This window comes from Rhizobacter sp., assembly GCF_031412075.1.
GTDB lineage: Bacteria > Pseudomonadota > Gammaproteobacteria > Burkholderiales > Burkholderiaceae_C > Rhizobacter.
Genome location: NZ_JANOCG010000432.1, coordinates 1 through 11,759, shown reverse-complemented (window position 1 = coordinate 11,759; position 11,759 = coordinate 1). Strand labels below are relative to the sequence as shown.

10 protein-coding genes are annotated in these 11,759 nt (G+C 63.0%); 8 read left to right on the top strand and 2 right to left on the bottom strand.

Translation table 11 applies throughout. The features are described 5' to 3' along the window. Window positions 1-101: 101 nt before the first annotated feature. From RMO40_RS16245 to RMO40_RS16235, 3 genes are read left to right on the top strand one after another with little or no spacing between them, the layout of a single operon-like run. Window positions 102-986 carry an ABC transporter permease gene (locus RMO40_RS16245; RefSeq protein ID WP_309723639.1) on the top strand — a complete coding sequence of 295 codons (885 nt, stop codon included), beginning with the start codon at window positions 102-104 and terminating at the stop codon, window positions 984-986. Between the two features lie 12 nt (window positions 987-998). Next, entirely contained in the window at window positions 999-1,724 is a 726-nt protein-coding gene (locus tag RMO40_RS16240) for an FCD domain-containing protein (protein ID WP_309723637.1), read from the top strand. Window positions 1,725-1,734: 10 nt separating this feature from the next. Next, the gene (locus tag RMO40_RS16235; protein ID WP_309723634.1) at window positions 1,735-2,361 is read left to right on the top strand and encodes a flavin reductase; all 627 of its coding nucleotides are present in this window, start codon (window positions 1,735-1,737) and stop codon (window positions 2,359-2,361) included. A gap of 24 nt (window positions 2,362-2,385) precedes the next feature. Here the strand turns inward: RMO40_RS16235 and RMO40_RS16230 are convergent, their stop codons facing one another. After that, window positions 2,386-4,932 carry a winged helix-turn-helix domain-containing protein gene (locus RMO40_RS16230; RefSeq protein ID WP_309723632.1) on the bottom strand — a complete coding sequence of 849 codons (2,547 nt, stop codon included), beginning with the start codon at window positions 4,930-4,932 and terminating at the stop codon, window positions 2,386-2,388. 155 nt (window positions 4,933-5,087) lie between these two features. Between RMO40_RS16230 and RMO40_RS16225 the strand changes: the two genes are divergently transcribed. Then, a complete protein-coding gene (locus RMO40_RS16225) occupies window positions 5,088-6,782 on the top strand; it encodes a hypothetical protein (RefSeq protein WP_309723630.1) in 1,695 nt (564 codons plus the stop codon). A gap of 38 nt (window positions 6,783-6,820) precedes the next feature. Here RMO40_RS16225 and RMO40_RS16220 read toward each other — a convergent pair whose 3' ends face one another. Then, window positions 6,821-7,900: an MBL fold metallo-hydrolase gene (locus RMO40_RS16220; RefSeq protein WP_309723628.1), complete on the bottom strand. Its 1,080-nt coding sequence runs from the start codon at window positions 7,898-7,900 to the stop codon at window positions 6,821-6,823. A 62-nt stretch (window positions 7,901-7,962) separates the two neighbouring features. Here RMO40_RS16220 and RMO40_RS16215 point away from each other — a divergent pair, with 62 nt between their 5' ends. The 4 genes from RMO40_RS16215 to aceK form a co-directional block, all read left to right on the top strand. After that, entirely contained in the window at window positions 7,963-8,403 is a 441-nt protein-coding gene (locus RMO40_RS16215) for a MerR family DNA-binding transcriptional regulator (protein ID WP_309723625.1), read from the top strand. Between the two features lie 13 nt (window positions 8,404-8,416). Beyond that, window positions 8,417-9,595 (top strand): isovaleryl-CoA dehydrogenase, encoded by a 1,179-nt coding sequence (locus tag RMO40_RS16210; protein WP_309723623.1) that lies wholly within the window; start codon window positions 8,417-8,419, stop codon window positions 9,593-9,595. 32 nt (window positions 9,596-9,627) lie between these two features. Then, a complete protein-coding gene (can, locus tag RMO40_RS16205; protein WP_309723622.1) occupies window positions 9,628-10,311 on the top strand; it encodes a carbonate dehydratase in 684 nt (227 codons plus the stop codon). Then, window positions 10,311-11,759: bifunctional isocitrate dehydrogenase kinase/phosphatase (aceK, locus tag RMO40_RS16200; protein ID WP_309723619.1), on the top strand; the 1,449-nt coding region annotated here is incomplete at its 3' end. The genes can and aceK, both read left to right, overlap by 1 nt.

Genomic DNA, 11,759 nt, shown 5'->3' with positions numbered 1-11,759 from the left:
CTGTCGAAGGGCCTGTGTGCACGTCGCCGGCTCCCTTCGACAGGCTCAGGGCGATCGGGAATACAGGCTCAGCCCGAACGGTGGTGTGCAGGGGTGCTTTCATGAACGAAGGCAAGCGCCCTGGTTCCTTCTACGCCCTGGCCTTCGTCTTCGGGCTGTTCGTGCTGTTCCTCTACGGCCCGATGTTCACCATCTTCGTGTTGAGCTTCCAGGGCCCGGAGGGCGGCCTCACCTTCCCGATGCGTGGTGCGTCACTGCACTGGTTCGGCAAGCTGTGGGAAGGCATGGGCGTGGTCGACATCGCTGCCGCCTTCCGCCGCTCGGTGGCGCTGGGCACGGTGGTCATGTTGTGCACCGTGCTGCTGGCGCTCGGCGCGGGCCTTGCCTTCCGCAAGAAGTTCTCGGGCTCGGGCCTGCTTTTCTACACCTCGGTGGCGAGTTTGATCATGCCGTCGATCGTGGTGTCGCTGGGCATCGGCCTGCAGTTCCGCTTGGTCGACACGCTGCTGAAAACCGTGCTCGAGAGTTTGGGCCTGGGCGGCTGGCTCGAAGGTTATGGCACCGTGATGGGCCTGTACACCTCGGCGCTCGGCGCCCACCTCACCTGGACGCTGCCCTTCGGCCTGCTCATCATGCTGGCGGTCTTCAACCGCTTCAACCCGGCGTACGAAGAGGCGGCTGCCGACCTGGGGGCCACACCCTGGCAAAGCTTTCGTTACGTGGTGCTTCCGCTGATCGCACCCAGCCTGGTGGGGGTGGGCATGTTCGGCTTCACGCTCAGCTGGGACGAGATCGCCCGCACCTCGCAGGCCATCGGCGACGTCAACACCTTGCCGCTGGAGCTGCAAGGCCTCACCAGCACCGTCACCACGCCGGCCATTTATGCGTTGGGCACGGTGACCACCGTGGTGTCGTTCGCGGTGATGGGCGGCACGCTCGCGCTCATGAAGCTGCTCAAACGCAAGCCGCCGGCTCCAGCGCATTGACGACAATGCCGCATGCCTGCACGCCCGATCGCTCCCGCGAAAAAGCCCACCGCGCCGGTGATGGCGGCCGACCGCGTTTATGAAGCGATCTATGCGGCCGTGATCGACCACCGCCTGGCGCCGGGCACGCGCCTGCGCGAAGAAGAGCTGGCCGACACCTTTGCCGTCTCGCGCACCCTCGTGCGCCAGGCGCTGCACCAACTGGCCCAGGACGGCGTGATCGTGCTGCGCCCGAACCGCGGCGCGCAGGTGGCCGAGCCGACGCGGCGTGACGGCGAGCATGTGTTCGACGCGCGGCGTGTGGTCGAGTGCGAAGTGGCGCGCCGCCTGGTGGGCAAGCTGAGCGCCGAGCAGGTGGCCGAGCTGAAGCACGTGGTCGAGGCCGAAGCGCGCGCCACCAAGTCGCAAAACAAGCAAGAGGCGATCCGCCTGTCGGGCGAGTTTCACTTGAAGCTCGCGCAGATGAGCGGCAACCCGATCTTCGTGAGGCTGTTGGAAGAACTTTTGCCCACCACCTCGCTGCTGATGGCCTTGTACAAGGCGCCGGGTGAGCCGATGTGTGTGGCGCACAGCCACCGCACGCTGCTGCAGGTGATTGCCAAAGGCGGCACCGGCACCGCGGCGGGCACCGAGATGCGGCGCCATCTGAACGAGATCGAACGCTCCTTGTCGCAGCCCACGGCCCGCACCGCCGCACCCTTGCGCGACGTGTTCAAGTCTTACCGCAGCGCCGGTTGAAACGCATCCCATGGACATCGACTTCGCCACCCTCACCGAATACCAGCGCTACAAGCTGATGGCCAGCCTGATCGTGCCGCGGCCGATCGCCCTCATCACCACGCTGAGTGAAGGCGGCGTCGTCAACGCCGCACCCTTCAGCATGTTCAACATGCTGGGCGAAGAGCCGCCCATCGTGATGGTCAGCATCAATCGCCTGAACGACGGCAGCCTGAAAGACACCGCCGCCAACATCGCCCGCGAGAAAGAGTTCGTGGTGCACATCAGCGACGAAGCCATGGCCGCCAAGATGCACCGCTGCGGCGATCGCCTGCCGTCTGACGTGAGCGAGTTGTCACACGTGGGCCTCACCGCATGGCCGTCCAAGGTCGTCAAGCCGCCGCGCATTGCCGAAGCGCCGGTGGCGTTTGAATGCACGCTGTGGGAGACCTTGGAGACCACCAGCCGCCAGATCTTCATCGGCCAGGTGCGCTGGCTGCATGCCCGCGAGGGGTTGATCGACACCGAACTCTGGCGCGTGCGCCTGCAAGACTACTTTCCGGTGGCACGCTTTGGCGCCAGCTACTACGTCAACACCCGCGAGCGTTTTTCGCTCGACGACAAGGCGCCCCAGGCCAACCCGATCGACGAGATGTGAACGGGGCGGGCAGGAGCGGCCGTTTCAAGGCGCATATCTCCGGTTTTTCTCCTCCAGCGCCTGCCGCAGGTCGACTTCACTCCATGCTGACCCACTGTCAATCCAACGCTGAATGTCATACGGTGAGCAAGCGGTGCTCGCAAGGGACAGCGCGGCAGCACGTGATACCGCATCGAACTGGCTGACAGCATCCCCCTGCAGGGTTTGCCGTGCCTGCCCAGCGCCTAGTAGCTCGATGGCAGAACGGTATCGTCCACGACTGGTCAGGTACCAAGCTAGTGTGTTCACCAGTTCGTGGGCGGTGTTGGCACGCCGCGCGGCGTCGAGTGCTAGGTTTAACGAGTCGCGAGCTTCATCGAGCAACCCCAGCGCTATTTCGGCCAGCGCCAGGTAGCCATACGGGCACCCGATTGCCATGCTGCCGCGCTGTTGTGATTTCCCCTCTTCGTGAATGCGGCGTAGCCCTTCCCGCGCCGACGGGTAGTCCCGGCGCACGAGGTGAACCAAGGCGAGGTCGATACGCAGCAGGTAGGCTAGCCGGCTTTCCCCATCTCCCACAGCTTCGAGATCGACCAGAGTCTCTTGTAAATCGTGTGACTCGACGCTGCCGTGCCCGAACTCCATGCTCAGTTCGGCTTGCACGTGCAGACGCCATGCCCTCAAGCGGGGTGGATCACCGGGGTGTTCAGTCTGGGCCGCCGAGACAAGGACTTGTACTGCTTCAACGCCCGCACCGCTGCGGACAAGCTCTTGCGCAAGAAGGCAGCAGGTCTGGGCGCGTCGCTTTGGGTCCTTCACCTTTTCGAACAAGACGACGGCTCGACGTAGAGATTCGATGCGGTTCTCAACACGCAGGAGCGATTTCGGCGGGTGATACGCCCATGCCGTGTGCAACAGCGCCTCTTGTTCGTTGGTAAGCCCCGGAGGCATCGGTACCAGGACGTTGACCCAGGCTTGTGCTTGATGGCTGCGACCGTGAAGGAACAAAGCGCGGGCGGCGTTGCCCAAAAGATCCGCCGCGAGCAGACGGTCGCCATTCGGACTGCATGCCCAATCCAGCGCCGAGCACATGTTGTCGATTTCGGCCGCTGTGGCATTGTCCAATTCAGCCTGAGGCTCTGCGCTCGAGAAACGCGCATCTTCGATCACGCGAAGTGTGTGGGCCATTGCACGTGCGTGGGCGCGCCGTATGGCACCTTCCTCTCCATGTTGTTTTAGCTTCTCCAGCGCATGCAAATGCGTGGTTTGCGATAGGCGCCACCGCATTGGCAAGTGCAGGTCCCGCGAGATCAAACACTTTCGCAGCAAAGCGTCAAAACGCTCGACAAACATCCAGCGATCCTCGCTGGGCTCAGCGCATACCTTGGTGGCTAGATCCAACGAGAAACTGCCAGAAAATGCTGACAGTCGGCGGTACGTGGCCTGCTCGGATTGCGAGAGCAATGAATGACTCCAGTCAAGAGCAGCGCGCAGGGTCTTGTGTCTTGGGATGGCGTGTCTCGAGCCGTCCGACAGTGCACGTAGGCAATCGCTCAAGCTGTCATATACCCCCCGCAGACCGAGCAGTGGCAGGCGTGACGCAGCCAGCTCGATAGCAAGTGGCAGGCCATCCAACTGTCGACAGATGTCCACTACGCACGCCGCAGTGGCTGGCGTTAGCGCCCAACCTGGCTCGGCTTCGCGCGCGCGCATTGCAAACAATGTGACAGCACCGAAGCTACCCGGAGCTGCGGTATCTCCTGCGGCAGGAAGCGCGAGCGGTGGTAGCTCGAAGACGTGTTCTGCGGGTAGATCCAAGCGTTCTCTGCTAGTTGTCAGCAGTGCCAGGCCTGGCGCTCTTAGCAAAACCTCAATGAGCGAACCCGCAGCGTCCATCAGGTGTTCGCAGTTGTCCAGTACGAGCAACGCTTGCATTGACCGCAGTTGTGAGGCAAGCACGGCCAAGGGCGTATCACCGCTGACAGACAGGGCCAAGGCCTGAGCGACCACCATGGGCAAACGGGCCGCATCGCTGACAACGGCGAGGTCAATCCACCAGACGCCGTCTCGCCAGCGCCCTAGCTGGTTGTCTGCTGCCGCTCGGGCCAACCGCGTCTTGCCTACGCCGCCGGGACCGGTCAGTGTCACCAGCTTTTGTTCGGCCAATACCGAAGTCAGCTCTTGCAGAAGCTCCTCTCGTCCGACCAGCGGGGGTCTTGTGGGGTGAGAGGTTTGTTCCTTGCAGGGGTCAACCTCGACGAGTCGGTCTGTACTTGACGACTGCGAATCCAGGTTGTTGGCCAGGGTTGCCGTAAAACGGTAGCCCTGGCCGCGCACCGTGGTGATTGCGTCAGCACCTAGACGGCTGCGGAGGGCTGATACGTGCACGTGCAGATTGCCCTCTTCGACTGCTGCGCCGGCCCAGACGCTATCCAGCAACTCCTCCTTGCCGACGACGCGATCACGGTGATCGATGAGGTGCAGCAGCAAGTCGAAGGCACGGTCACCAAGCGCGGCCGGACGGGTGTCGACGAGCACTTTGCGCCGATCGCGCAAGACCACCACATTCCCGAAACGATAGGCACTGTTCATGGTGAAGCCAGCATAGCGATAGCAGGTCGGCGAGGGAGAGGATTCTTTTGGACGCAACAGGCAGCGTGGCACATGTGCGTCGATTTAGGAACCTTAAGGACAGACCCGTGATGGGCGCCCAAGACTGTGCGTGTCCCATACCAAAGGTTGAACTCATGAACACCTACCTGAAGAATCATCGCAAGATCCTGGCGGCCTGCTGTGCCGTCGCAATGGCAACGCTGACCGCATGCGGTGGCGACCCCGAGGTCGGCACTGCGACCCCGACGCCCCCTGGCTCTCTCGTACTGAGTGGCACCGCCGCCACGGGATCGGTCATCGCGGGCAGCATGGTGGAAACCAAGTGCGCCGTTGGAAGTGGAAACGCTACAACTGGCTCTGATGGCAATTACACGCTCACCGTGGCCAGCGGTGCATTGCCGTGCGTGCTGCGCGTCACGGCCGGGAGTGGCACGGTGTGGCATTCGGTCGCTGCTGGAACGGGCACCAGTGTTACCGCGCACATTACCCCGGTAACTCATCTCGTGATTGCCTATCTGGCCGGCAGCGACCCGGCGGACTACTACAGCAGCTTTCCATCTGCAACGGCAAGCGCAAGTGAAGTGAGTGTCGCGGCGGCTTCGGTGGTGGACGCTCTGCGATCTGGCGGCATTGACTTGTCTGCACTGGGTAGCGTCTTTTCGGCTCCGCTGCTGCCTGGTAACGCCTATGACCAGGCGCTGGAGGCATTTGAAGCCACGCTAGTCAGTAGCGGCGTCTCGTTCGGCCAGTTTGGGCAATGGGTTGCAGAGAGCGGGGCCGCCAGCCGTAACCCGATTGCGGCAGTTGGCACAGTGTCCTTGCCCGCCGGCATGCGGCTGCAGCCTGCTGCAAGCAACTGTGCAGCACTGCGTAGTGGAACGTATCGCGTCATTACCCCTGATCGGAGTGGGCAACTTGCATCGCAAACCGGCCTGATCACGATTGATGCCAACACGCTGTCTGTCACATACAAGGACGGAGACACTGGCACGCTAGTTCCCAATGGCGAGTGTCGCTACCTGAACGACGGTGGTGCGGAAGATGTCGTCGTGTCACAGGCGGGAGTGATCGCATGGCGTTACGCTGTTGATGGCGGCGCTACCCACGGGTTCGCGATCGCCTTTCCTGAGCAACACCACACCGTGGCCGAACTGGCGGGTACATGGAATCAGCTCGGGTTTGAGCGCAACGATGCCGGCACGGCCTATTCGCCAAACGCTGCCACCATCACGTTCAACGCTAGCGGCGTTTCTTCTGCCTTGTCCTATTGCGCCGCCGTCAAGACATGTGTCGAGGTTACCTCGTCGACTATCACCCGTGTTGTCAACTCCAGCGGAGGTTTCACGAACACATCTTCCGATGGCAATGATCCCGATTGGACGTTTGCCTACCGAGCAGGTGGCGGGGAGCTGATGCTGGTGTCACTGGCCGGCAATGGCAGCTTCAGCTACGCGACGCGCCAGCGCACCAATGTGCCTGCGACCGTTGGTACGGTGAGCGACGGGTGGACCATCTCTGTCAACGGGCAGTTGCAAGTCCCAGGCGCACCAGGTAGGTCAACAAATACCATTCTTTCCAGCGACTCGGTAACGGGTGCCTACACGCGACAGGCCACTGCGACTGCTGTAGGAGCAACGCGCATCGAATCGTTAGCGGTGAACAACCCGCGCGCTGGCTACACCCTGCGCAGCGCTGAGTCGGTACTCAACTCGGCGGGGGCCTTTGAAACGGTGTCTGAGTTAGTGTTTCTTGGAATGCGCGGCATGGGCGTAACTCCAGTGGCCTTCACGACCTTCCCACAATTCACGATCTCGGTGGCGCGCCCGTGATCGACCGAGTCGGACCGTGCGCTAGAGCGCGGTCTCGCTCAGGCCCGCGTGAAGCGGTGCACCCCGTCGCTGCCCACCCGCCGCACCAGCTTGCCGGTGTGCCACAGCGCGTTGAGGTGGGCGATCGACTCGCCCATCGCAAACGTGGTCTGGTGCAGGTCGAGCTTGCGCTTGAACAACACCATCAGCAGGTCGGCCGCACTTTGCGGCGCTTCGGCGCAGGCTTGCAGCACCTCGGCGAAACGTTCGTCGTGGTGCGCCTTCAGCTGGTCGATGCGGGTGTGCAGGCCGCGGAAGGGCTTGCCGTGCGAAGGCAACACCAGCGCGTCGGCGGGCAGGGCGCGCATGCGCTCGATCGAGTCGAGGTAGCGCTTGAGCGGGTCGCCTTCGGGTTCGTTCTCGTGCACGCCCACGTTGGTGGAGATGCGCGGCAACACCATGTCGCCCGAGATCAGCACACCCAGGTCGGCGCAGTGCAATGACATGTGCTCCGGCGCATGGCCGTAGCCCACGTGGCAGCGCCAGCCCGCTTTGTTGTGGCCCGCGCCGATGGGGATCACGTCGCCGTCGATCAGGCGGCGAAAGCGCTCGGGCACCTTGGGCACCATGCTCGCGTAGTGGCCCGAGCGGGTCTGGATCTTGTGCAGGGCCTCGGAGTCGGTGATGCCGTGGCTGGCGGCAAAGGTCGGTGTGATGACGGTGCTCGCCGTGGCCGGGTTGCTGGCCATGCGCGCGCCGTTGTAGTCGGTGCCGCTGATCCACAACCTGCATTCGTGTTCGGGCGTGGTCCAGCGCTCGCACAGCCAGTGCGCGAGGCCAATGTGGTCGGGGTGCAGGTGGGTGACGATCACGCGCAGCACCGGCAGGCCTTGCAGCTGGGTGGCAAACACCTGCTCCCACGCGGCGCGTGTGTCGTCGTTGCTGATGCCGCAATCGACGATGGTCCAGCCTGATTGGCCATTCAGTTCATCGCGCAGCAACCACAGGTTGATGTGGTCCAGCGCGAAGGGCAGGGTCATGCGCACCCAGCGCACCCCCGGTACCAGCTCCATCGCCGTGCCGGTCTCCGGCAAGGTGTCGCCGAAGGGGTAGCTCAGTTCATGTTCGAGGGCGTTCATGCAGAGGGCCTGGGTTGGCTACACTTTACGTATACGTCAATTGAGAGTCATTGTAGGGAGCCATGCCCGCCACCGCTGTCACCCAGGTTTCACCCGCGCCCGGCGCCACGTTCACCATTGGCGAGCTGGCGCGCGAGTTCGACCTCACCACGCGTGCCATCCGCTTCTATGAAGACTGCGGCCTGCTTCAGCCTCAGCGCAAGGGCCGCAACCGCATCTACACACCGCGCGACCGCACGCGCTTGAAGCTCACGCTGCGGGGCAAGCGGCTCGGCCTCACCCTGTCTGAGGTGAAAGAGCTGGTCGACATGTACGAGTCGCCGCGCGACACGCAGGCCCAGCTGAAAAAGTTCCTGAGCGTGCTGGCCTTGCACCGCGCGCAGTTGGAGCAGCAGATGGCCGACCTGAGCGTCACGCTCGACGAAGTGCGCACGCACGAAAAAGAGGCCAAACGCCTGCTGGCCGACGGTGAGAGAAAAGACGCTGCCAAAAAATCTGCTTGATTGGAGACATGCCATGAACCTGCCCGGCCTCGACTTCCAGCTTGGTGAAGACATCGACGCACTGCGCGACACGGTGCGCGAGTTTGCGCAAACCGAGATCGCCCCACGCGCCGCCGAGATCGACAAGAGCGATCAGTTCCCGATGGACCTGTGGCGCAAGATGGGCGCGCTCGGGGTGTTGGGTGTGACCGTGGGTGAGGAGTACGGCGGCGCCGGCATGGGCTACCTGGCCCACATGATCGCGATGGAAGAGATCAGCCGCGCCTCGGCCAGCGTGGGCCTCTCGTATGGCGCGCACAGCAACCTGTGCGTCAACCAGATCAAACGCAACGGCAACGAAGCGCAGCGCAAGAAGTACCTGCCCAAGCTCATCAGCGGCGAGCACGTGGGCGCACTGGCGATGAGTGAGCCCAACGCAGGCTCCGACGTCATCAGCATGAAGCTCAAGGCCGAAGAGCGTGACGGCGTGTACGTGCTCAACGGCAGCAAGTTCTGGATCACCAACGGCCCCGACGCCGACACGCTCGTCGTCTACGCCAAGACCGAACCCGAGCTGGGCGCACGCGGCGTGACGGCTTTCCTGGTCGAGAAGGGCATGAAGGGCTTCAGCATCGCGCAAAAGCTCGACAAGCTCGGCATGCGTGGCAGCCACACCGGCGAGCTGGTGTTCAACAACGTCGAAGTACCGGCCGAAAACGTGCTGGGCATGCTCAACGGCGGTGCCCGTGTGCTGATGAGCGGCCTCGACTACGAGCGCGCCGTGCTGGCCGCCGGGCCGGTGGGCATCATGCAGTCGGTGATGGACAACGTGGTGCCCTACATCCACGACCGCAAGCAGTTCGGCCAGAGCATTGGCGAGTTCCAGCTGATCCAGGGCAAGGTGGCCGACATGTACACCGTGCTGCAGGCGGCGCGCGCCTACTGCTACACCGTGGGCAAGAACTTGGATGCGCTGGGCAGCGACCACGTGCGCCAGGTGCGAAAAGACTGCGCGAGCGTCATCTTGTGGTGCGCCGAAAAAGCCACCTGGATGGCCGGCGAAGGCATCCAGATCTTCGGTGGCAACGGCTACATCAACGACTACCCGCTGGGCCGGCTGTGGCGTGATGCCAAGCTGTACGAGATCGGTGCCGGCACCAGCGAGATCCGCCGCATGCTGATCGGCCGTGAGCTGTTTGCGGAGACGATGTAAGGTGCTGCCCGCTTGTCTGATCCAATCCCACCATGACCACCGAACTCAAAGAACTCTTCGAAAACAATCTGCGCTGGGCGCGTGACACCGAAACACGCAGCCCCGGCTTCTTCACCAGCCTGCTCAAGCAGCAGGCGCCACAGTACCTGTGGATCGGCTGTGCCGACAGCCGCGTGCCGGCCAACGACCTGGTGGGCCTGCTGCCGGGCGAGCTGTTCGTGCACCGCAACGTGGCCAACGTGGTGGTGCACTCTGACCTGAACTGCCTGTCGGTCATTCAGTACGCCACCGACATGCTCAAGGTCAAGCACATCATCATCGTCGGCCACTCGGGCTGCGGTGGTGTGGCGGCGGCCTTGCACGACACCCGCATCGGCCTGGCCGACAACTGGATCCGCCACGTGCAAGACGTGCGCAACCGCCACCAGGCCTGGCTCGAGATGGTCGACGAGAACCAGCGTGTCAATGCGCTGTGCGAGCTCAACGTGGTGGAGCAGGCGCTCAACGCCTGCCAGACCACCATCGTGCAAGACGCCTGGCAGCGCAAGCAGGAGCTGGTGGTGCACGGCTGGGTGTATGGCCTGCACAACGGCCAGCTGCAAGACCTGCGCGTGACGGTGTCGAGCGCCGAAGACACGCTGACGGCATATGAAGACGCGATCAACCTGATCCGTGTGCGCTACACGCCTGATCTGGTGCCGAGCGAGGTGGATTGATGCGCATGGCCGTCTTCCCGCAGGAGCTGAACGACCTGCGCGCCTTCGACATCGCCAACGCGATGCTCGACGGCTTCGACCGCCACTACACACTCTTTCGCGAGGCGAGCGCCCAGGCCAAGAAGCGCTACGAAGCCGCCGACTGGCACGGCCAGCAGCGCGCGCAGCGCGAGCGCATCGAGTTCTACGACAAGCGGGTCGACGAAGCGGCCGAACGCCTGCAGACCGAGTTCAAGGCCAGCAGCCTGTCGATGAACGTGTGGCAGCAAGTCAAGCTGCACTACATCGGCCTGCTGACCAACCACCACCAGCCCGAGCTGGCTGAGACCTTCTTCAACTCGGTCACCACCAAGATCCTGCACCGCAGCTACTTCCACAACGACTTCATCTTCCTGCGGCCTGCGGTCTCCACCGAATACATCGAAAACGAAGAACCGGCCTCGCAGCCCACCTACCGCGCCTACTACCCCACCAAAGAGACGCTGCGCGACAGCTGGCTGCGCCTGGTCAGCAACTTCCAGCTGAAGCGCGACTTCGAAGACCTCGGCCGCGACGTCGACCACGTGCTCAACGCCGTGGCCCGCGAGCTGGGCGACTTCAGGCCGCGCGCCAACTTCCAGATCCAGGTGCTGAGCTCGCTCTTCTTTCGCAACAAGGGCGCCTACATGGTGGGCAAGATCATCAACGGCTTCAAGGAAACGCCGTTTGCGCTGCCCGTGCTGCACTCGCCCGCCTCGCACCTGCTGGTGATTGACACCGTGTTGTTTGGTGAAGACGAGATGCAGATGCTGTTCAGCTTTGCGCGGGCCTACTTCCTGGTCGACATGGAGATCCCGTCGGCCTATGTGCAGTTCCTGCGCTCGCTGATGCCTCGCAAGCCGCGCTCGGAAATCTACAACGCACTTGGCCTGCAGAAGCAGGGCAAGAACCTGTTCTACCGCGACTTTCTCGCCCACTTGCGCCACTCGTCAGACAAATTCCGCATCGCGCCCGGCATCAAGGGCATGGTGATGCTGGTGTTCGACCTGCCCTCGTTCCCCTTCGTGTTCAAGGTCATCAAGGACTTTTACCCGCCGCAAAAAGACACCACGCGCGAGATCATCAAGAGCAAGTACCTGCTGGTGAAAACCCACGACCGTGTGGGCCGCATGGCCGACACGCTGGAGTACAGCAACGTGGCGTTTCCGCGCGTGCGTTTTGAAGAAGAGCTGATCGCCGAGCTGAAGGAGTTCTGCCCCAGCCTGCTCGAAGAAGAAGGCACTGAGCTGGTGATCCGCCACGTCTACATCGAGCGGCGCATGATCCCGCTCAACATCTACCTGCAAGAAGCCAACCGCCAGCAGATCGAGCACGCCGTCATCGAATACGGCAACGCCATCAAGGACCTGGTGGCGGCCAACATCTTCCCCGGCGACATGCTGTGGAAGAACTTTGGCGTGACACGCAAC